Annotated in this window: 26 protein-coding genes; all 26 read right to left on the bottom strand. The window is 41.1% G+C overall.

Annotated elements, in window-relative coordinates:
- Positions 1–150 precede the first annotated feature (150 nt).
- Positions 151–621 (bottom strand): 30S ribosomal protein S7, encoded by a 471-nt coding sequence (rpsG, locus tag N8M66_RS03610; RefSeq protein ID WP_000087873.1) that lies wholly within the window; start codon positions 619–621, stop codon positions 151–153.
- Between the two features lie 19 nt (positions 622–640).
- Entirely contained in the window at positions 641–1,054 is a 414-nt protein-coding gene (gene rpsL / locus N8M66_RS03615) for a 30S ribosomal protein S12 (RefSeq protein ID WP_001142332.1), read from the bottom strand.
- Between the two features lie 314 nt (positions 1,055–1,368).
- Positions 1,369–1,968 (bottom strand): response regulator transcription factor, encoded by a 600-nt coding sequence (locus N8M66_RS03620; protein ID WP_261045713.1) that lies wholly within the window; start codon positions 1,966–1,968, stop codon positions 1,369–1,371.
- 1 nt (position 1,969) lies between these two features.
- Positions 1,970–3,067: a sensor histidine kinase gene (locus N8M66_RS03625; RefSeq protein WP_261045714.1), complete on the bottom strand. Its 1,098-nt coding sequence runs from the start codon at positions 3,065–3,067 to the stop codon at positions 1,970–1,972.
- A complete protein-coding gene (locus N8M66_RS03630) occupies positions 3,067–3,804 on the bottom strand; it encodes an ABC transporter permease (protein WP_261045716.1) in 738 nt (245 codons plus the stop codon). The genes N8M66_RS03625 and N8M66_RS03630 overlap by 1 nt, the downstream gene beginning before the upstream one ends.
- A gap of 1 nt (position 3,805) precedes the next feature.
- Positions 3,806–4,690: an ABC transporter ATP-binding protein gene (locus N8M66_RS03635; RefSeq protein ID WP_261045718.1), complete on the bottom strand. Its 885-nt coding sequence runs from the start codon at positions 4,688–4,690 to the stop codon at positions 3,806–3,808.
- Positions 4,677–4,871, bottom strand: a complete 195-nt coding sequence (locus N8M66_RS03640) for a hypothetical protein (protein WP_000708869.1) — start codon at positions 4,869–4,871, stop codon at positions 4,677–4,679. Before N8M66_RS03640 ends, N8M66_RS03635 begins: the two co-directional genes overlap by 14 nt.
- Positions 4,868–5,059 (bottom strand): hypothetical protein, encoded by a 192-nt coding sequence (locus N8M66_RS03645; protein ID WP_261045720.1) that lies wholly within the window; start codon positions 5,057–5,059, stop codon positions 4,868–4,870. Before N8M66_RS03645 ends, N8M66_RS03640 begins: the two co-directional genes overlap by 4 nt.
- A gap of 140 nt (positions 5,060–5,199) precedes the next feature.
- On the bottom strand, positions 5,200–6,867 hold the full coding sequence (locus N8M66_RS03650) for a DAK2 domain-containing protein (RefSeq protein WP_084927917.1): 1,668 nt from the start codon (positions 6,865–6,867) through the stop codon (positions 5,200–5,202).
- A gap of 2 nt (positions 6,868–6,869) precedes the next feature.
- Positions 6,870–7,235 carry an Asp23/Gls24 family envelope stress response protein gene (locus tag N8M66_RS03655; RefSeq protein ID WP_000216437.1) on the bottom strand — a complete coding sequence of 122 codons (366 nt, stop codon included), beginning with the start codon at positions 7,233–7,235 and terminating at the stop codon, positions 6,870–6,872.
- Positions 7,236–7,390: 155 nt separating this feature from the next.
- A complete protein-coding gene (gene rpmB / locus N8M66_RS03660) occupies positions 7,391–7,579 on the bottom strand; it encodes a 50S ribosomal protein L28 (protein WP_001140948.1) in 189 nt (62 codons plus the stop codon).
- 105 nt (positions 7,580–7,684) lie between these two features.
- Complete coding sequence (locus N8M66_RS03665; RefSeq protein WP_261045722.1) at positions 7,685–8,359, bottom strand: LiaF transmembrane domain-containing protein; 675 nt, start codon at positions 8,357–8,359, stop codon at positions 7,685–7,687.
- A gap of 4 nt (positions 8,360–8,363) precedes the next feature.
- On the bottom strand, positions 8,364–8,810 hold the full coding sequence (locus N8M66_RS03670; RefSeq protein WP_261045724.1) for a LytTR family DNA-binding domain-containing protein: 447 nt from the start codon (positions 8,808–8,810) through the stop codon (positions 8,364–8,366).
- Between the two features lie 219 nt (positions 8,811–9,029).
- Complete coding sequence (locus N8M66_RS03675) at positions 9,030–9,533, bottom strand: phosphatase PAP2 family protein (RefSeq protein WP_261045725.1); 504 nt, start codon at positions 9,531–9,533, stop codon at positions 9,030–9,032.
- A gap of 95 nt (positions 9,534–9,628) precedes the next feature.
- On the bottom strand, positions 9,629–11,389 hold the full coding sequence (locus tag N8M66_RS03680; RefSeq protein ID WP_261045726.1) for an ABC transporter ATP-binding protein: 1,761 nt from the start codon (positions 11,387–11,389) through the stop codon (positions 9,629–9,631).
- Positions 11,379–13,148, bottom strand: a complete 1,770-nt coding sequence (locus N8M66_RS03685; protein WP_261045728.1) for an ABC transporter ATP-binding protein — start codon at positions 13,146–13,148, stop codon at positions 11,379–11,381. The genes N8M66_RS03680 and N8M66_RS03685 overlap by 11 nt, the downstream gene beginning before the upstream one ends.
- Positions 13,132–13,593: a MarR family winged helix-turn-helix transcriptional regulator gene (locus tag N8M66_RS03690; protein WP_261045729.1), complete on the bottom strand. Its 462-nt coding sequence runs from the start codon at positions 13,591–13,593 to the stop codon at positions 13,132–13,134. Before N8M66_RS03690 ends, N8M66_RS03685 begins: the two co-directional genes overlap by 17 nt.
- 177 nt (positions 13,594–13,770) lie before the next feature.
- Complete coding sequence (locus N8M66_RS03695; RefSeq protein WP_000532894.1) at positions 13,771–14,487, bottom strand: YebC/PmpR family DNA-binding transcriptional regulator; 717 nt, start codon at positions 14,485–14,487, stop codon at positions 13,771–13,773.
- Positions 14,488–14,583: 96 nt separating this feature from the next.
- Positions 14,584–15,954 (bottom strand): MATE family efflux transporter, encoded by a 1,371-nt coding sequence (locus N8M66_RS03700; protein WP_261045732.1) that lies wholly within the window; start codon positions 15,952–15,954, stop codon positions 14,584–14,586.
- Between the two features lie 101 nt (positions 15,955–16,055).
- Complete coding sequence (gene recA, locus N8M66_RS03705; protein ID WP_084953511.1) at positions 16,056–17,222, bottom strand: recombinase RecA; 1,167 nt, start codon at positions 17,220–17,222, stop codon at positions 16,056–16,058.
- A gap of 54 nt (positions 17,223–17,276) precedes the next feature.
- Positions 17,277–18,533, bottom strand: coding sequence for a competence/damage-inducible protein A (locus N8M66_RS03710; protein ID WP_261045737.1), 1,257 nt, complete (start codon positions 18,531–18,533; stop codon positions 17,277–17,279).
- Positions 18,534–18,600: 67 nt separating this feature from the next.
- Positions 18,601–19,638 carry a biofilm formation/cell division transcriptional regulator BrpA gene (gene brpA / locus N8M66_RS03715; protein WP_261045739.1) on the bottom strand — a complete coding sequence of 346 codons (1,038 nt, stop codon included), beginning with the start codon at positions 19,636–19,638 and terminating at the stop codon, positions 18,601–18,603.
- Positions 19,639–19,645: 7 nt separating this feature from the next.
- Positions 19,646–20,164: a GNAT family N-acetyltransferase gene (locus tag N8M66_RS03720; RefSeq protein ID WP_261045740.1), complete on the bottom strand. Its 519-nt coding sequence runs from the start codon at positions 20,162–20,164 to the stop codon at positions 19,646–19,648.
- The gene (gene tsaE / locus N8M66_RS03725; protein WP_049487427.1) at positions 20,154–20,597 is read right to left on the bottom strand and encodes a tRNA (adenosine(37)-N6)-threonylcarbamoyltransferase complex ATPase subunit type 1 TsaE; all 444 of its coding nucleotides are present in this window, start codon (positions 20,595–20,597) and stop codon (positions 20,154–20,156) included. Before tsaE ends, N8M66_RS03720 begins: the two co-directional genes overlap by 11 nt.
- A gap of 94 nt (positions 20,598–20,691) precedes the next feature.
- Positions 20,692–21,324 carry a competence protein gene (locus tag N8M66_RS03730; protein ID WP_261045745.1) on the bottom strand — a complete coding sequence of 211 codons (633 nt, stop codon included), beginning with the start codon at positions 21,322–21,324 and terminating at the stop codon, positions 20,692–20,694.
- A gap of 140 nt (positions 21,325–21,464) precedes the next feature.
- Entirely contained in the window at positions 21,465–21,878 is a 414-nt protein-coding gene (ndk, locus tag N8M66_RS03735) for a nucleoside-diphosphate kinase (RefSeq protein ID WP_261045747.1), read from the bottom strand.
- Positions 21,879–21,974 lie beyond the last annotated feature (96 nt).

Raw genomic sequence — 21,974 nt, forward strand, 5'->3', positions numbered from 1 at the left:
CACCTTACATCCTTACCGTTCCTAGCATCATGACCTAGTTGAGCTCAAGCTAAAAGTCTGGAGAAAAAGATGAATCTCATTGGTTGCAATCGCAACCTGCTTCGATTCCCTATTTTCTCTGGGACTTTCTTAACGCTTTCGCATCCTATATTACCAACGGAAGTGTGCGAATGCACGGTTAGCTTCAGCCATACGGTGAGTGTCTTCACGTTTCTTAACAGCTGCACCAGTGTTGTTAGCAGCATCCAAGATTTCTTTTGCAAGACGGTCTTGCATTGTGTGTTCACCACGAAGACGAGCGATTGTTACCAACCAACGAAGTCCAAGTGTTGTACGACGTTCTGGACGAACTTCAACTGGGACTTGGTAGTTAGAACCACCAACACGGCGTGCACGTACTTCAAGTACAGGCATGATGTTTTCCATAGCTGTTTCAAATACTTCAAGTGCATCGTTACCAGTAGCTTCTTTGATTTGCTCAAAAGCACCGTAAACGATTGAAGCAGCTGTACCACGTTTACCGTCAAGCATAACGCGGTTGATAAGACGAGTAACTAGTTGTGAATTGTAAAGCGGATCTGGCAATACGTCACGTTTTGGAGCTCTATTTTTACGACTCATTTCTCTTTATCCCCTTTCCTTATGCTTTTGGACGTTTAGTACCGTATTTAGAACGGCCTTGTTTACGATCGTTAACACCTGCAGTATCAAGTGCACCACGGACGATATGGTAACGTACCCCTGGAAGGTCTTTTACACGTCCACCGCGAAGAAGAACCACGCTGTGCTCTTGCAAGTTGTGTCCGATACCTGGGATGTAGGCAGTAACTTCGATAAGGTTGCTCAAACGTACACGAGCGAATTTACGAAGGGCTGAGTTAGGTTTTTTAGGTGTCATTGTTCCAACACGAGTTGCAACACCACGTTTTTGTGGTGAAGAAACGTTTGTTTGAACTTTTTTATGACTGTTGTAACCAACGTTCAAAGCTGGTGATTTAGATTTTTCTACTTTTGATTTACGCGGTTTGCGAACCAATTGGTTAATTGTAGGCATCTACATTCTCCTGTGTTTTTTTATTTTTGGTGATGATACACTTGGTGACAGCTATCATCTGTGTGTACTTTTGCAACATTTGTCAGCACGTCCCTGTACACTCTTGAGAGACCAAAAGTAAAAAGTACCGTCTATTATTGTAACAAATTTTTCCCTTGCTTGTCAAGATATTTTTCTTTTTTATTGTTAATTTTAGCTCTTTAGTACTGCTCCCAAAAGAAAGAAAAGGAGGAATAAGTCCCTCCTAAAGTTTGGGATTGTTCCATTCAATCCCATCAATTTTAACTCATAATGTTCAAAAAAATATTATATCATCACAACCAACCAGATTCTTTGGCGATATTAGCTGCCTCTGTTCGATTACCTGCATCTAGTTTCGAAAGAATATTAGTGACATAGTTTCGGACTGTTCCGTTGGATAGATAAAGTTTGTCTGCAATTTCTTGGTTAGAGAAACCCTGAGCGATTCCCTTTAAAACTGCGATTTCTTGCTCTGTTAATGGATTGGGATGCGCCATCACCACTTCCATCAATTCAGGCGAATACTCCTTGCGCCCTTCGAGGACCGTGTGCAAGGTTTGCATAAGATCTGCAATGCTTCTCTCTTTCAAGACATAAGCATCCACTCCAGCCTTGACCGCACGTTCAAAATAACCAGGGCGCTTGAAGGTTGTCACCACAACTACCTTTGTTTCTAACTTTTCTGCTCGAATCCACTCCAAGACTTCAAGACCTGTCTTAACGGGCATCTCTACGTCAAGGATGGCGATATCCACAGATTCCTTTTCTAATAGTTGGATTGCTTCTTGCCCATTCTTGGCTTGAAAGACAAACTCTACATCCGGTTGAAGCGTGAGCAACTGGCACATGGCATCTCGCAACATACTTTGATCTTCTGCAACAAGTAGTTTCATCTTAGTTTCTCTCCTTATAAGGTAGTCGAACCTGAACTTCTGTCGGTTGTTTCCAACTAATTACCTTTACTTCTCCTGAAAATGGAAGGACACGATCTCGGACTGTATGGAGCTCATCCCCCTTTATAGAAGCGAAGCCACAGCCATCATCTCTTACTGTTAAAACGAGTTCTTTCTCTGTTCGTTGTAATTTTAAGTAAGTCTTCGACGCTTTGGCATGTTTGATGATATTGGTCACTAACTCAAGCAAAATCATAGAAGCCGTTGACTCCAATTCCTGAGTAAGGCTGGCAGTGTCTAGTTGATTATCTGTTTCCACCTCAATTCCAGCAATTTCTAACATCTTTTTCACAGTCTCTAGTTCGGATGTCAAAGTTCTAGACTTAAGATTTTCCACAATCGTTCGAACTTCACGCATTGATTCTTTGCTAATTTGCTGTATTTCTCTTAATTCCTTTTCCACCTGTGGATAAGCCTGTATTTGAAATAACTGCAAGGCTAGATCAGTTTTAACACTAAGCATAGCAAAAGTATGCCCCAGACTATCATGCAAATCCTGACCGATACGATTGCGCTCGTTTTCTGCTAACAATAGATTTATCTGGATATTTTGCTTGGCCTGCGCTTCTTTCAAATCCTCCACAATACGAATCCGAACCAAGCCAAAAGTCATTAAATCGACAAAAGCAAGAATTACAAGTAGATAGAATAGAGACTCAACTTCGATTCTCTGAAAAATCAACAGTTGGCCCACAACAAGGACTTGAGCAAGAAGAAAAGTCCAGACATGTAAAGACTTTAAACTACGTACGCTGAAATGATAACTTAAGAGATTGGATAAGAAAAAGAAAAACCAGATATAATTAACAGCAACAAAGGCAGTATTCCCAACTACATAAGTCAGCATGAGGCCCCAATATAGCCAAGATAGGCGCTGGCTCTTAGTTGTTAAAACACCCAAATACGCCACTACAAATAGAATATCAATCAATAAATGCCAGGCAGAAAGCCATCCAGTCACTACAGGTAGGATGGGGAAAATCATAAAAATTAAACTGGCCCAAAACATATAATGTATGCTTTTCAGTCTTTCAAGCATTAAGCATTCTCCTTATGACCTTGAAGGTAAATAGTCAAACCAAATAAAACTGCTGAAAAAACAAGTAAATAAACTGTGGCTGATAGATTGATGCTACCCTCGTTTAAGAAGGTCTTGAGCAACTCCATCAACTGATAAGTTGGTAGACACTTCCCGATTGCTTGCATCCAGTCTGGAAATAAAGAGATGGGCATCCAGAGTCCGCCTAAAACAGCCAAGCCTAGATAAAGAAGATTGCCCACGACAGACATCAGCTGACTAGAAGGCAAGAGTGTCAAGGTCAAGCCAAGCGCTACAAAAGCTACACTTCCTACTATCAGCAAGAGCCCAGCCCCAATCCAGCTTCCTAAAGGCATATCCACACCTCTGACCAAGTGCCCGACTGAGAATACAACTAGGATTGAAACCAAATAATCAACCATCATACTTGTTATCTTTGATAGATAATATTCTACCATATTTACAGGGCTATGACGTAATGTTTTCTGCCAGTTGTTAATCTTGTCAGTATGTAAGACAGCTGGAAATGAAAACATAGCAGTCGACATCATGGAAAAAGCCGTCATGGAGATGAGGTAATCACGCATAAAATTAGCTGGCCCACCTGGTGTGTCCTGATACATGCCTGAAAAGAATAAATAGAAGGCCGTCGGCATCCCTACTGACAATAGATAAGTTACTAATTGTCGTTTGGTCAATAGAAATTCTATCTTGTTTAGTGCGATCAATCGTTTCATCTTAGTCATCTCCCTTTTGTGTTTCTTCAAAGATTGTATCCAGCAAACTGCGATTATTGACTTCAATTTCTTGAATCCTACATCCTGCTCTGACTAACAGTTCCCAGAAAGCATCTGCTTCGCGTGTGACTACTTGCAGGGCATCTTGTTTTTGTGACCAGTTTTCAACCAAGTTAGACTGTTCGACAACTTCTTTGTAAGCCAGAGGTAGGATAAAGTGCTTTTCAATCTCCTCACTGCGCATGGCTAGAGGTGTCGTATCACGAATCAACTCTCCCTTATTTAAGACCAAAATGCGATCTGCGGTGTGTTCTACTTCCTCAATATAATGGGACGAATAAAGAATGGTGGCTCCTTGCGCTTTTAACTCCTGAATAATCTCCCAAAAACGTTGACGAGTTGAGGTATCCATGGCCGAAGTAGGCTCATCTAAAAAGATTAACTTTGGTCGCCCAATTAAAGTTAAGACAAAAGAGAAAAGACGCTTTTGCCCGCCTGATAATTTTTCTGCCAACTCTTCTTTTTGTTGCTTGCCAAACTGCAATAGTTGATCAATTTCTTGTCTGCTCAAAGGGTTTGGATAAATACTTTGAAAGAAAGCAATCAACTCTTTAACCTTTAATTTCTGAACGATGACATTTTCTTGAGGCAGATAACCTCTAATATAGTCTAACTGAGAACTCGTCACTGACAAGCCTTGGATGGATACTTGACCGCTGGTGACCAGTTTATCTCCAAGCAAACAGTCCAAGAGTGTTGTCTTTCCAGCACCATTGGGACCAATAAAGGCGACGCATTCACCTTCAGCTACCTCAAAGGAAATATCCTTCAAAATAGCCTTGCCCTTGATGATTTTATTTAAGCTTTCTACCTTAATCATGTTCATGATATTCTCCTTTCAGCCACTCCTTTCCCATCGGAAAGGCGATAAAAATCATAAATCCTAATCCCCAGGCACCACGGATGAATTGGTGAAGGAAGGCTTGATCAAACCAACCTGTAAACATTTCTACCAACCATACCACTAGTGATAGTCCAATAAAAAGATAGAGAAACGCTTTTTTCATTTTTCAAACTCCTTTTTCACATCTGAGACTAATTTCAAACCTTCTCGGATAAGCCAGGACATCATTCCAAATCCTGCAAATAGCTCCCAAGGAAAATGATAGAAATCTTCATCCAATCCTGAGAACATGAGATAAGTCATGATTCCTGCTGCTACTAAACTCATTGCGACCATTACTTTATGTTTCATTTTTTTCTTCCTCCATTTGATACATCTAGTATAATTCTTTGAAGGTAGAATCACTAGAAGCTTCTGTCATGAGGAAATATGACAAATGTCATAAAAAAAGAAAGTTGTAAAATCAACTTTCTTTTTAATCTATTAAATTTTTATTCCACACTAAATAGGTATGGGTAAACAGGTTGTTGCCCTTGGTGAATCTCAACTTCAACATCTTCGAATTCTTCTGCGATTTCTTGAGCAATTTCATTAGCAAGTTCTTCACTTCCGTCTTCACCAATATAGAAAGTTACGATTTCACTATCTTCATCCAACATATGTTTCAAGGTTTCTGTCAAGGTTTGGTGCATGTCAGGGTTTGACACTAGAATTTTCCCATCGACCATACCAAGATTATCATTTTCATGGATTTCTAAGCCATCGATTGTTGTATCACGCACAGCTGTTGTGACGCTTCCGCTAACAACATCGCTAAGAGCAGCTGTCATACGCTCTTGGTTTTCTTCGATTGACTTACTTGGGTCAAATGCAAGAAGACTAGTCAATCCTTGAGGAAGAGTACGAGCTTCAACCACTACTGCTGGTTGTTCCAAAACTTCTGCTGCAGATTGAGCTGCCATGAAGATGTTCTTGTTGTTTGGTAGGAAGATAATGTTACGAGCGTTGACCTGTTCAACAGCCTTGATAAAGTCTTCTGTTGAAGGGTTCATGGTTTGACCACCTTCGATAACATAATCAACACCTTGTGAACGGAAGATATCTGCTAAACCTTTACCAGCCACTACAGCAATCAAAGCATACTCTTTTTCTTCAGCTGGTTTGCTAACTTGAGCAGCTTCTTTCTCAACCTGTGCTTCGTGTTGGTTACGCATATTGTCAACTTTTACCTTGACCAAGCTACCATATTTGAGACCTTCTTGCATAACAAGTCCTGGATCTTCTGTATGGACATGGACTTTGACAATTTCATCATCATTGACAACAAGGAGAGAATCCCCGAGTTCATTCAAGTAGTTACGGAATTCGTCGTAGTCAAAATCTTTGGCATAGGTTGGACCTTGCTTAAGAGCTACCATGATTTCAGTACAGTAACCAAAGGTGATGTCCTCAGTCGCTACGTGACCAGCTACAGACTTATGATGTTCAGCATTGATCATTTCACTCATGTTGGCCGGAGTCGCTACAAAGTCCTCAGATGCAATATATTCACCAGTAAGGGCTGAAAGGAAACCTTCATAGATGAAGACCAGTCCTTGACCACCTGAATCCACAACGCCAACTTCTTTCAATACTGGAAGCATGTCTGGTGTTTTAGCTAGAGCTGTTTTAGCACCTTCCAAGGCTGCGCGCATGACTTCAACAGCGTCATCTGTTTGCTCAGCTTTTTTCTTAGCACCGATAGCAGCTCCACGAGAAACTGTCAAAATCGTTCCTTCGACTGGTTTCATCACTGCCTTATAGGCAACTTCTACACCTGATTGGAAGGCAAGGGCCAAGTCTTGACCTGTTAACTCGTCTTTATCCTTGATGGCTTGTGAAAATCCACGGAAAAGCTGAGACGTAATAACACCTGAGTTTCCACGCGCACCCATCAAAAGACCTTTGGCAAGAATGCTCGCTACCTCGCCAACTGTAGAAGCTGGCTTGTCTGCAACTTCTTTAGCACCATTTTCAATGGTCATTCCCATATTTGTTCCAGTATCTCCATCTGGAACTGGAAAGACGTTTAATGAATTGACATATTCAGCTTGCTTATTCAAGCGAGTTGATGCAGCCTGCACCATTTCTTGAAATAAGCTAGTAGTAATTTTTGACACGGTTATTCTCCTACAACTTTGATATTTTGAATGTAGACATTTACAGTCTGAGCAGTAATTCCAAGTTGGTTTTCCAAACTAAAACGAACACGCTCTTGAATGTTTTTTGACACTTCGCTAATCTTTGTTCCGTAGCTCAACACGGTATATACATCAACTGCAATGCTGCCATCTTCGGCTGCCTTTACGACCACACCTTTAGAGTAATTTTCCTTACCTAGAAGGGCTTGGAAATTATCTTTGAGGGCATTTTTACTAGCCATACCGACCACACCAAAAATCTCAGTTGCTGCTCCACCTACGACGGTTGCAATCACTTCATCTGTTAGTTCGATTTGACCATCTTTTGTATTAATTTTTACAGTCATCCTTTTTACCTCAACTAGTTGATACTCTATTTTATCATATTTCAGCCCAAGTGTAAAAGCAGAATACTGTATCAGCGGATATTTACTCTATTTTTCAAATGATTTTATATCTACAGTAAAAGAAAAAAGACCCTAAGGTCTCCTTACTTTTATTATTAAACGCGTTCAACTTTACCTGATTTCAAAGCACGAGCTGAAGCCCAAACTTTTTTAGGTTTACCATCGATAAGAACAGTAACTTTTTGAAGGTTTGGTTTTACGGCACGTTTTGTTTGGTTCATCGCGTGTGAACGGTTGTTTCCTGATACAGTCTTACGACCTGTAAAGTAACATACTTTAGCCATTGTGTTTTCCTCCTATTAGATCTAATATAGCGGATGTGCTAGCACCACATACCGTACTATGTTATCACACTTTCTTCATTTTTGCAAGGGAATTGGAAGATTTTTTTATTTGACGTAGACAACACCAAGTTTACCAAAAGCCACTTCCCCGCGAATAATCAAGGTTTTGCTTGTTGGCGCTACAGGAGCGTCTGCCTTGGCTGCACCAAAGGATGTTTCTACTTTCAAATCGACACGCCAGTGTTGTGGAACATAGACGGTTGCATTTCCGAAAGCCACTTCGATATTTAAAGTTGCAAAATCACCTAACATCTCTGCATTGTCATAGTAGATTTTTGCATTTCCAAAAGCAACTTCTACTTGGTCTTCTACAAGATCTTGATCTTGTTTATAGAAAGTCCCACTTCCAAAAGCAACTTCCTTATCTGTTAGAATGGTCTTTTCCCCATCATACCACCATTTTTTCCCGTTCCAAAACTTACTTGAGTGAGTGAGATAGCCAACACCTAGCACTGCTAAGATACTAGCCCAAAATAAAGACTGATTTGGGATAGGCAAAATGTTATAAAAATGATTTGCAATCATTAAGGCTACTAGAGCTGTAAAAACTGCTGATGTCAGGTGACGACGAAGCAAAGATTCAACTGACTGGTAGGCAAAAAAGACGATACCAAGTAAAGGCCATATTTTACCATCCAAAGAAGGAATGCCAAAATTTCCTTGCAACAAAATCCATACTGCTAAAACCAGCAACACAATACCAAATGCTTTCTTTTTCATGTTCTTACCTCATGTTTCTTAGATTTTCCTTTAGGAGGGATTGGTAATGCCGTGACACATGAACCTCCTTGTGGGTCTGATAAAAGGAAATGGTGCCCGTTCCTGAAAAGGACTTGTCCACCGAATAGACTTGCCGAATATTAGCTATAGTTGACTTGGATACCCGACTGAAATAGCGAGGAAGGATAGCCTCTAACTCATAGAGTTTAAGCCGAACTTCGTAGGCCTCTTTCTGGGTATGGGCATAAATCTTGTTCCCTTCTGTCTCAAAGAAGAGAATTTCCGACAAGTTCAGATAATATTCACCCGTCCCCTTGTAAAAAATCAACCTAGGAGACTTGGACTCTTGCAAGAGTCGCTGCAAATCCGCAATCTCATCCGTCAAAGCCGCTGCTTTGATGACAATTTCAGTTTCCTCTAAATTGCTGTCAATTTCGATTCGTAACTTCATTCCATCTCCTTTCTGACTCTACTATATCAAAGGTAAAATAAGAAAACAAGAGCAAAAAAGCAAGTGGTTACTTTCGGCACGTAAGTGGTTGTAGGACCACCTTATACTCTTCGAAAATCAAATTCAAACCACGTCAGCGTCGCCTTACCGTACTCAAGTACAGCTTGCGGCTAGCTTCCTAGTTTGCTCTTTGATTTTCATTGAGTATTAACTTACAGGTCAAAATAGAAAGAAAATCACACCCCACACAAGTCCGCAAGCATAACCAACCAAGACATCCTTGGGAAAATGCACGCCACCTAAGACTCTTACTAGACCGAGGATGGCTGACAAGAGCAACAAGATAACCCCTACAGCTAGACTAGCATGTAAGCAAGCCATGGAGATAATGGTTGCTGAAAAGACATGACGACTAGGCATAGACTGACCAGGACTATCTCTGTCTAGTAGCGGTACAATTTCCCAAACTTCATAAGGCCTAGGAGAATTGATTTTCTTACGGAGAAAGGACAAAATCACAAAACCTGACGCTGGAATAAACAGGTAGATCCAGACCTGTTTCCCAAGTCCTTCTTGAAGATAGGTAGTTGCTAACAAGGTTAGATAAATCATAGGCATAACTATTGTCATGAACCGATTGAAAAATCTTAACAATCTCAGAAAGAAAGGCTTGTTTCCAATTTTACCAGCCATGTGCTCATACCATTCTTGATAATTTTTCATATATTTTCTCATCACTTACTCAAATTTTGCTTATAGGGAAGCACTTGTCTTCTAGTATAGTGCAGAAAAAGAAGGCCGTCAAGCCTTCTTTCGATTTATCCTTCTGCTTCGTCTTCTGTAAATTGACTGTTGTAGAGATCAGCGTAGAAACCAGCTTGCGCTATCAGCTCATCATGATTTCCTTGCTCGATGATATTTCCATCTTTCATAACCAGAATAAGATCAGCATTTCGGATAGTAGACAAGCGGTGGGCGATGACAAAGGAAGTTCTTCCCTCCATCAAACGGTCCATGGCTTTCTGGATTAATTCTTCCGTCCGTGTATCAACCGAAGAGGTCGCTTCATCTAGGATTAGGAGTGGTGCATCTTTCAGCAAAGCACGAGCAATGGTCGAGAGTTGTTTTTGCCCGACAGACAAGGTCACTGTATCATCCAAGACGGTATCGTAACCATCTGGTAGAGTCATGATAAAGTGGTGAATCCCTACAGCCTTGCTGGCTTCAATCACGCGCTCATCACTAATACCTGTTTGGTTATAGATAAGATTGTCTCGGATGGTTCCTTCAAAGAGCCAAGTATCCTGCAAGACCATTGAAAAGGCATCGTGTACTTCCGAACGCTTCATATCCTTGGTATCCACACCATCGATGCGGATACTTCCCTTATCAATCTCATAGAACTTCATCAAAAGATTGACAATGGTTGTCTTACCAGCTCCTGTCGGTCCGACAATGGCAACCTTTTGACCTGCATGAGCGGTCGCAGAAAAGTCATGGATAATAGTTCGATCTGGTGTGTAACCAAAGGAGACTCGATCAAAGACTACTTGACCTTTCATATCGCTCAATTGTCTTTCTTTATGGGATTCGTCTTCCATTTCCTTTTCAGCTAGAAATTCGAAGACACGTCCCATGGCTGCACTAGCCTGCTGAAGACTAGTAATCCCTTGGGCAATTTGTGAAAGAGGCTGAGAAAAGATACGAACGTAGGCCATAAAGGCAACGATAATCCCGATACTGATGTGCCCATTTAAGGCCAAGGCTGCACCAACGATAATCACCAATGCATAGCTAAAGTTCCCAATAAACATCATAATCGGCATCATAATTCCTGAAATAAATTGAGATTTCCAGATGCTGTCATACAGACGATTATTTAATGTCGTAAATTCTTCTTTCGTGCTCTCGATAGCATTGTAACTGGTCACCACATTATGGCCAGAGTACATTTCCTCCACATAGCCATTGACAGCTGCCAAATCTTGTTGCTGACTCTTAAAAAATCCCTGTGATTTGCCCATAAAGACGGACACGAAAACAAAACCAATAAGGGTTGACACAACCGTCACCAAGGCTAAAATCCAGTTCATCCCAAACATGGTTACCAAGACTGCCACGACCAGTAAAGTGGATGAAAGAACTGTTCCCAGACTTTGATTAAGGGACTGGGCTGCAGTGTCAACGTCATTGGTTACACGAGACAAAGTATCCCCCTGAGAGTGTCCATCAAAATATCCCAATGGTAGGCTATTGATTTTCTCTGCAATGGCTGATCTCAAGCGCTCTGAAAAACGTTGAATAGCTGTTGTAAACAGAAAGGCCTGCAAATAATTTGATAGAAGCCCAATTATATAGATGACGGCCAAAAAACTACCAATGGCTGCAACCGCCGCGACATCCACACTTGTTTCCAGACCACTGGCAATGATATTAGTCATTTCCTTAATACGGGTTGGCCCATAAACAGTAATGATATTGGATAGGATTGTTGCTAGAAAGGCGATTAGAAGGGCAAACTGGAGGCCTGCAAGATAGGGTTTACTCTGTTTCCAGAGAGACATTTTCTTATTTTCCATGTTCCAATTCCTCCTTCGATAGTTGTGAATAGGCAATTTCTTGGTAAACTTCGTTATTAGCTAGAAGTTCCTTGTGGGTGCCTTGTCCCACGACTTTTCCTTGATCCAAGACCAAAATCAAATCTGCATCCATAATTGTTGAAATACGCTGTGCGACGATGAGTTTGGTCATAGTTTTTGTTTTCTCTGCTAACTCTTGGCGAAGAACTCGATCTGTCTTGTAGTCCAAGGCTGAGAAGGAGTCATCAAAGATGAGGATTTCTGGCTTCCGAGCCAAGGCACGCGCAATTGCCAGACGCTGTCTTTGTCCACCTGAGAAGTTGGTTCCTCCTTGAGCTACTTCTGACTCCAAGCCAGCTTCCTTATCCTCGATAAACTTCTTAGACTGGGCCAATTCCAAGGCCTGCCACATAGCCTCCTCACTAAGTGGTGTTTCTTGACTGTGTCCAAAGTCTAGATTGCCCTTGACATCACCTGAAAAGAGTACAGCTTTTTGTGGAATATAGCCAACCTTGTTGCGCAAATCTTCCAAACCGTAATCTTGAACATTAACTCCGTCCACTAGAATTTCTCCTGCTGATACGTCATAGAAACGTGGAATCAGATTGACCAGAGTTGATTTACCAGAACCAGTTGAGCCAATAAAGGCCACTGTTTGGCCAGCTTCTGCTCTAAAGCTAACATGCTCAATAACTGCCTCCGAATTTGCCGCATAGCGGAAGGTCACATCCTTAAACTCGACCTGACCTTTGAGATTTTCATCAGCCAGCTGCACTTGAGCAGGATTTTGGATAGAAGAATGCAAATCTAGAACCTGATTAATCCGCTTGGCAGAGACCATGGTTCGAGGAAGAACGATGAAGAGTGCTCCCATGAGAAGGAAGCCCATAACAACCTGCATGGCATAAGACATGAAAACAACCATGTCACTAAAGAGGGGCAGACGTGCTGTCGGAGCAGCATCGTTAATCACATAGGCCCCAATCCAGTAAATCGCCACACTCAAACCACTTGAAATCCCCATCATAATGGGATTCAAAATGGCCATAAGACGGTTGACAAACAAATTCAAGCGTGTCAATTCATCATTTGCTGCTGCAAATTTCTCATCTTGGTACTTTTCAGCATTGTAGGCACGAACAACGCGAATACCTGTTAAACTTTCACGAGTAATGCTGTTCAGTTTATCAGTCAGACTCTGAATCAAGGACTGTTTTGGAAAGGCTAGCGTCATCAAAACTGTTGTCATCAAAACATTGACAATCACTGCCACAAGTACAGCCCAGAGCCAGTATTCTGAATGACCTAAAATCTTCCCGATAGCCCAGATAGCCATAATTGGACCACGCGTAACCACTTGCAAGCCCATGGTGATCAACATCTGAACTTGGGTAATATCATTAGTGGTACGAGTTAGGAGGCTGGGAATAGAGAATTTCTTAATCTCTGTCTGTGAGTAGTCTAAAACTCGGTTAAAAATATCACTTCTCAGCCTACTAGTGTAAGAAGCAGCCACTCTGGATGCAAAAAATCCAACTGCGACTGCGGACAAGAAGGCAAAAAAAGACATTCCGACCATCATACCTGCTGGTTGCCATAACTCATCCAAGTTGGTTCCTTGACTTCCCAGCAAATCCGTAATTTTCGAGATATAGGTTGGAACTTCCAACTCTAGGTAGACTGAAAAGCAAGTAAAGAGAATGGCTAGAAAAATCATCCCCCATTCTTTTCTATTAATTCGTTTAGCTAATTTCTTCATTCTCTCCTCCTATTCTCTTGATATTTTCCTGTAGTTGATTGAGGACTTTCTCAAAAATCAGTAATTCATCTTCATCAATGTCTGCCATCAACTGGTTGTCAATGCGTTCAAAGAAGGCTTTAACCTGCTTCATTTGAGAACGCGATTTGTCCGTCAGACGAACAAACTTGGCCCGCTTATCGACAGGACTCGCCTCCAATTCCACCAAACCATTTTGTACCATACGCTTGACCAAGTTACTCGCCACAGACTTGGTAATATTGAGTTCCTGCTCGATATCTTTAATCAAGACTAAGTCTTGATTTTCCTCACGGCTATCCAAAAAACGTACAACTTGACCTTGTGGTCCACCCATAAATTCAATGCCACAACGCTTGGCTTCCTTTTGCACCATCAGATGAATCTGATGACCAAAACGCTTAAAGACCAACATTGGTTTATCCATACTAGCTCCTTTCTAACCATCACATTTAGTTCTCCTAGGAACTAAATAAGTTTCCATGGGAACTATTTTACCACTTTAAAAAGAGATGTCAAGAAAAAAGTTTCCTAGAGAACTATTTTCTTGATTCAAAAAATCCCAAGTGAGTTTCTCACTTAGGATCATGTTTTCTAGGTTAAATTAGAATCCATCTACGTTTGTGTAGATCTTTTGTACGTCTTCGTCGTCCTCAAGGACGCTGTAAAGTTTTTCAAAAGTTTCAAGGTCTTCGCCTGACAATTCCACTTCTGACTGAGGAATCATTTCCAATTCAGTCACTTGGAATTCTTCGATACCTGACTCACGAAGGGCAACAATAGCCTTATGAAGGTCAGTTGGAGCTGTGTAAACAGTGATTGTTCCTTCCTCTGCTTCTACATCGTCCACATCCACATCTGCTTCTAGCAATTGCTCAAAGACTGCATCCGCATCTTCGCCAGCAAATACAATAACCCCCTTATTGTCAAAGAGGTAAGAAACAGAACCTGAAGCACCCATGTTTCCACCGTTTTTACCAAAGGCAGCACGGACATTGGCTGCGGTACGGTTAACGTTAGAAGTCAAGGTATCAACGATCAGCATAGAACCATTTGGTCCAAAACCTTCGTAACGTCCTTCTGTAAAGGTTTCGTCTGTGTTTCCTTTTGCTTTATCAATCGCTTTATCGATAACGTGTTTTGGCACTTGGGCTTGTTTAGCACGGTCGATAACGAATTTCAAAGCAGTGTTTGATTCTGGGTCTGGATCACCTTTTTTAGCTGCTACATAGATTTCTACACCAAATTTTGCATATACTTTAGAGTTAGCTCCATCTTTAGCCGTTTTCTTGGCTACGATATTGGCCCATTTACGTCCCATTAGGAATCTCCTTTTTTCACATTTTAATCTTTCTTATTATAACACAAGTTTTTTCGATTTTCACTAGAGGAAATAGATTTTATTTAGCAAATACAGCTAGGATGATACTTTGGCTGCCAAGATAGCCTTGCCTTCTTTTATCAAAGGATGACGGAACAGTGAAAAGTAGAGTTGAACGGTCATAGCAACCCAGATAAGGGGTTCACAAAGTATAACTCCTCTATAGCCTGCCCAAGGAATAATCAAGACCACAAAAACGATTTTCCCGATTAGTTCTATAAAGCTGGAAACCAGAGGAAGGACCTTTTGCCCCAAGCCCTGCAAGCAATTGCGATAAATCAACAAGAGACTCAAAATAGGATAAAAGGCTGAGCTGATTTGCAAGTACAGACTACCATTTTCTACCAAGTAACCATCCGTCGAACTGGCCAAGAAGGAAACCAAGGCTGGACTGGCAAAAAATAGAAAGACACAGATAAAGCCTGCCCATGACATACTTAAACGACTGCCGATTCGAAGTCCTTGAACAATGCGGTCTGGTCTCTTAGCACCAAGATTCTGCGAAGCAAAAGTTGTCATCGAAGCAGAAATAGCAGTCATAGGAAGAAGGGCGAAGGCCATAATGCGTCGAGCCGCCGTCTGGGCACTAATAATCACGGCACCAAAGGTATTAACAGAAGACTGTAAAATCACACTACCGATAGATACAATAGAACTCATCAAGCCCATAGCCAAACCTTGCTCCAAAAGATCCGCGTACAGGGCCTTGTTCCATTTGAAATGTTTCAGCTTAGGTAGAAGTTTTGGAACACTCTTACGAATATAGTAAAAGCAGAGAACCGCTGATAAGCCTTGCGAAATGATGGTAGCAAGGCCCGCAGATTGAACTCCCAGATGCAGTTGCGTAATGAAATAGAGATCCAGAACCACATTGACCAAGGCAGAGAAAATCAGAAAGCCAAGGGCTGCTAGACTGTCCCCAATAGACCGCAACAAGCCTGCAAAGAGATTATAGGCAAAGCTGACACCGACACAGGTCACAATCATAGATATATATTGATAGGACTGCGGAAGGATTTCTGCAGGGGTATCTAAGTATTGCAAGAGAGGATACAATCCAAAAAAGCCCAGTAGCATCACTACAATGCTCAAAAGAGCACCTAGGATCCAGGTTGCTGCTACCGCTTCCTTGATTTTTGTAAAATTTCGAGCCCCATAATAGCGGGCAATGACAATCCCCATACCATTTCCGACACCAAGTGTAAAGCCTATAATCAAGTCAAAAATGGCAGTTGTCGCCCCTACTGCTGCCAAGGAATCTTGGCCAAGAAAACGCCCAACGATCAAGACATCAGCAGTATTATAGAGCTGTTGAAAAATATTGGACAGCAAGATTGGAAAGGCAAAACTCAAAAGTGAGGGGAGAATAGGACCATGTATCAGGTCCACTGTTCGTTTTTTATTCATAAGGCTATTATATCAGCTTTCTAGAGGAGCGACAAGAAACAGCAAACTATGCCAGAACTAGACAATGAAAAAGCAGTGAATTTCTCCACTACTTTAACAGCTTATTCTTCAATTTCGATTTCAAGTTCGTCGCCTAGGTCAAGTGTCACTTCTTCATTCACAGAATCTGCTTGAACTACGTCATCTTTTTTAGTTTCAACACCTTCTACAGAAGCTTCTTCTCCATCAATCAAACCAAATTGAACACGCACTTGATGGTCAATTTCATCAAAGATTTCTGGATTATCTGCCAAGTATTTCTTAGCATTTTCAGAGCCTTGCCCGATTTTCTCATCCTTGTAAGAGTACCAAGCTCCTGCTTTTTTGATGATATCCAAATCGCTTGCAATCTTCAAAAGCTCACCTGTCTTAGAAATCCCTTCTCCGTACATGATTTCAACGAAGGCTTCCTTAAATGGCGGAGCCACCTTGTTTTTCACGACCTTAATCTTAGTTTCCTTACCGACATTGGTGTCTTTCTGGTCACCAGTTCCCTTGATTTGTGTGCTTCCACGAACATCCAAACGCACTGAAGCGTAGAATTTCAGAGCACGTCCACCAGGAGTTGTTTCTGGATTTCCAAACATGACCCCAACTTTTTCACGCAATTGGTTGATAAAGATGGCAATTGTTTTGGTTTTATTGATAGAAGCACCAAGTTTACGCATGGCTTGACTCATCATACGAGCCTGCAAACCAACGTGGCTATCTCCGATATCTCCATCAATTTCCGCACGAGGAACAAGGGCCGCAACGGAGTCGACTACGACAAGGTCCACAGCACCTGAGTCAATCAATTTTCCTGCAATTTCAAGACCTTGCTCTCCTGAGTCTGGTTGAGACAAGAGTAATTCGTCAATATTGACCCCAAGAGCCGCAGCATAAGCTGGGTCAAGGGCATGCTCCGCATCAATAAAGGCTGCAATCCCACCTTCTTTTTGCGCTTGCGCAACTGCATGAAGGGCAACTGTTGTCTTACCAGATGACTCTGGTCCATAGATTTCGATGATACGTCCCTTAGGATAACCACCTGAACCAAGGGCAATATCAAGAGCCAAGGAACCGGAACTCATCACTTGTACCTTTTGCTCGGCACGTTCACCCAAACGCATGATTGAACCCTTACCAAAGTCTTTCTCAATCAATTTAAGAGCGTCATTCAAGGCTTTTTCACGTTCTGCCCCGAATTTTTTTGAAATTTCATCTAATTTTTTTGGTTTTTTCGCCATTCTATTCTCCTACATTCTAATGGTCCTCAGACCTATCTACTATTATATCAAAAGTTAGTCACTTAATAAAGCCTTGCGAACTAGGTTAAAGGCATGCATAACCGCAATGTGACGTACATCTGCTCGACTTCTACCTCCAATATTAACCTTGATGACCTCAGTTCCTTGCTCTTGAGCCAAGCCTATGAAGACTGTCCCAGCTGGATGTCCTTCTAGGCTATCTGGTCCTGCCACTCCAGTCAAACTAAGGCCAAAATCAGATTGAGTCTTGATACGTGCCTGCTCAGCCATCTTCTGGGCTGTATATTCAGACACCACACCCTGTTCTTCCAAATCCTTGACAGGAATATCCAACATCTTTGATTTTTCCTCCAGACTATAGGTTACAAAACCACCCTTAAATATACTTGAAGCACCCGAAAAATCCGCTACCCTAGCTTGGAAAAGTCCTGCCGTCAAACTCTCTGCAGCCGTGATGGTTTTCCCTTGTTTTTTCAGTTCTTCTACCACAATGCTAGCTAAACTAGTTTCTTCCCCATAACCATAACAAAGGTCTCGTAAAGAAAGGCCTTCAAAGGTCTGGCGACCTAAGATTTGATTTTCCAAGATATCCAGCGCTTGATTCGCCTCTTCTTGGATGCTAGCTTTTGTAGACAGACGCAGAGTGACTTCTCCTGTCTTGGCATAAGGTGCTAAGGTCGGATCTGTTTGATTGGCAATCAAATCAGCCAAAATGGTCACCAACTGACTCTCGCCAATTCCAAAGAAACGAAGAACTCGGGAATACAACTTGCTCCCTGTCATCAACTTGGGTAGAAGTTGGTTTAAGACCATGGGTTTCAATTCACTTGGTGGTCCAGGAAGGACGACATAGGTCACTCCGTCCACTTCTAAGATTCCTCCTACTGCCAGTCCTGTTTCGTTTGGCAGCGGAGTCGCTCCCTCTACAATTTGAGCTTGTCTTTCGTTATTCGGTGTTCGGGCATAGTCTGGTCTCTGGTCAAAAAAGACATCCAACTTCTCCTGCGCCTGAGGATCAAAGACTAATTCTTTCCCTAAAAATTTAGCTAGGGTTTGTTTGGTCAAATCGTCCTCAGTTGGCCCCAAACCGCCTGTCAAAATCAGTAGACTACTACGTTGACTGGCAATCTCAAGCAAAGACAAGAGACGAGCTTCATTGTCTCCTACAGCCGTCTGAAAATAAACATCTACTCCAATCTCTGCTAGTTTTTCCGATAAAAACTGAGCATTGGTATTGACAATCTGTCCTGTCAAAATCTCTGTTCCAACAGCAATGATTTCTGCTTTCATGTTTCCTCCTACCTATCTATTCGTATTTTTTTGAAAAAATCGCAGGAAATTTCCCACGATTTCATTATTAATTTTGTTCTATTTCTACACTTGAAGCATTCGTTGGTGTAGCAGTTCTTCCAAGAATTGCTTCGTATAACACAGCATTGGTTTCTACTTCAGTTACTTCCTCTTTACCTAGTGAACGACGTAAGAGATTTTGCATTTCTAACATATGCTCAGTTGTAACAATCTGGTAAGAAATGCCCTGCAGTTCAGCATCTTCTCCTCGCAATTGATGTGTTTCAATATTCTTGAAGGAATCTTGATAACCAAGTAATTGTGGAATACTTTTCGCTGATAAATCAATGTTGGTTTGCATATTGGTACTTAGGGCTTTTAATATAGACTGATAGTGACTAACACTATTCAAGCTAAGAACTTTTTCAACAACCTTTTGAATGACTTCACGCTGACGCTTCTGACGTCCGTAGTCCCCTTCTGGATCTTGGTAGCGCATGCGAGAATAAACAAGCGCTTCTTCACCATTTAGAGTTTGCTGTCCAACACCAATGGAAATTTTATTAAATTCTTCCTGGTCAGTAATCGAAATTGGAAAACCGAGTGTATTATTTACAGTCACCCCGCCAACTGCATCAACCAATTGTTGCAGCCCCTGCATATTCACCATAACGTAACGATCGATATGAATATTCATCATTTTCTGGATAGTTGAGATTGCCAATTCCGCACCACCACCAGCGTAGGCGGCATTTAGTTTAGCTTCTTCGATTTGACCATCTTTATGCTGAATTTTAGTCAAGATATCACGTTCCAAACTCAACATCGTTGTTTTTTTCGTATGCGGATTAACCGTTAAGAGAATCATGGAATCACTATTTCCCTCCCAAGGGTCAGTTCGTTCTACGTTTCCAGTATCAACCCCCATTAAAAGGATCGTTAAGGGTTCAGTCGCCTCAATAACATTGGTTTCTTCCCCTATTTTTTTATAGGTCTTTGATAAGGTTTGTGTGCCTTGCTGATAAATGGTATAAGCAAAAACACCGACACCCAAAACTGTCACAGCTAGAAAAGCTAGCACCATTCCAATAATTTTTTTAACCATATTACTATCAATCTATCAGTCTACCCATCAGGTAAACATCTATAAATTTCCCTTCTTCTATGTACGCACCGCGATCTTGTCTACCTTCAATGACAAAACCATTCTTTTGATATAAATGAACTGCAGCCTGATTACGAGTTTGGACAGTGAGTTGAAGTCTACGAAGAATGCCACTAGCCTGCGCCCATTCTACAACTTCTTCAAGTAACAAACTCCCCAGTCCATTATTCCAATACTTCTTACCAATCACAATGAAGAGATCTCCAATATGCCGAACTCTCTTGCGCTGCTCAGCTGTAATATTTACAATACCAGCAATTTCATCATTCAGCAAGGCTAGTAAAGTGATTTGATTTTCTGAATGAGCCTGTTTATCCACAAACAACTCCATCTCAGTATCTGTCATCAAAATGCCATCCCTGTCCAGACTGGTAAAATCTGTTTCTACACTGACACGATTTAAAAATGATACTAACTCAGCCGCATCTTCAACTTCTGCTTCCCTAATGAGCAACTCATACTCCATGTTGAAGCTCCTCTAAGAGTTTTTCTGCACGTAAACCCTTTGCTTGGAAATTCAGCCTGCGACCGTCTTCTTCTTTTAGAATTTCCAATTCTAAATAAGTATCTGGTAAGGCATCACCTAAAAGATGTCCCCACTCGATGACAGTCACCCCGCCACCAAAGAGAAACTCATCTAAATCAATAGAATCAGCATCCCCCTCAATGCGGTAAACATCTAAATGATAAAGAGGAAGACGACCTTCATACTCTCTTACGATAGTGTAGGTTGGACTCTTAATCATCTGAGTAATCTGTAGTCCTTTAGCAAGACCTTTTGTAAAGGTCGTTTTGCCTGCTCCAAGTTCTCCAGTTAGAATTAAGACATCATTCTTTTCTAATAAATAGCCCAAACGTTCCCCTAAGGACTGTAACTCTTCTTCGTTTTTAGTGTACATGTTTCTATTATACCAAAAACTTGTTCTTTGTCTAGGTATTATCTCTGAATTCCATATTATGAATTAAAAACTTGAGCCAGTCCTTGTTATGATCTTAAAATAGGAACAGTAAAAAGACAACTAACAAGATATCTCTCATCAAATGACTGTAAAATGAAACTTCCCAACGAATGACTTTTGGCACCAACAGTTCTAGAAATAGCATTCCCAAGGCAATATAAAAGATCATGGATAATAGCATCCAAGGATTTCTGAGAAAGATTAGAATAGCTAATCCACTAATAAAACACATTTCCTTCTTTCCAAAAATCTTTTTCAATCCATTTACATACTTCTGAATCGGCAGAAAAACTAACAAATCAATACCAAATAAGAAAAAGAAACTCGGTAGAAAGGCTTCCACACCCCCTTCTACGGATGTATTTCCTGCAAGGATATGTTCTATGACAATTAAAGCTAAACCCAAAATATTTACTAAGAGCAACAGGCTATACAAGAATTGTTGTCTATCTTCTTTAAAAACTGAATAATGTTGATTTCGCTGCCCTCTATAATAGTTTAGCCCTGCCCCAATACTCGCAAGTAGCAACATACCCACTAAATAATAGAAACAGTTTTGATTTAACATCAAGGACCAAGTCGATAAACTTATGCAAGAACAGCCACTAAGTCCAAAAAGCGTCAGCAATAACAAAGCTCTAATTTGCTTTTTCATTCTTTCCATCATTCTTCCTCCCTTACTTGTTCTTATTATATGCTAGAAATACACACCATTGCTAGAATATTTCTCAACTGTCAGTTTTCTAGTCTAAAATGCAAAAAAGTTTGATGCAAGTATCCCTTACATCAAACTTTTTGCTATTTTCCCTAAAACCAAAGTGCTATCTCTCGCTCAGCTGACTCTTCTGAATCTGAACCATGCACAACATTTTGAATAGCTTGGTTTTCTCCAGCAGCTTTTGCAAAATCACCTCGAATAGTTCCTGGTAAAGCTTCTTCTGGACGAGTAGCACCCATCATGGTCCGCCAAGTTTCAATTACTTTGGGACCAGAAATGATACCTACAAGAACTGGTCCTGAAGTCATGAATTCACGAATCGGTGGGTAAAAACTTTGGTCAACCAAGTTCTGATAGTGCTGGTCAATCAACTCTTCTGAAACCTTTGTACGCAACTCCAATTTTTCGATTGTCAATCCACGTTGTTCGATGCGTTTCAACACCTCACCCACTAATCCTCTTTTTACACCGTCTGGTTTAATGATAAAAAATGTTTGTTCCATACCCGTCTCCTTTGTCAGCTTCTTTCTTTTATTTTACCACATTTCATGGAAAAATGGAGAAAGTTTTCAGAAAATAGAAAGAGAACCCGAAGGCTC

The organism is Streptococcus mitis (genome assembly GCF_946188585.1).
GTDB classification, from domain to species: Bacteria; Bacillota; Bacilli; order Lactobacillales; family Streptococcaceae; genus Streptococcus; species Streptococcus mitis_DG.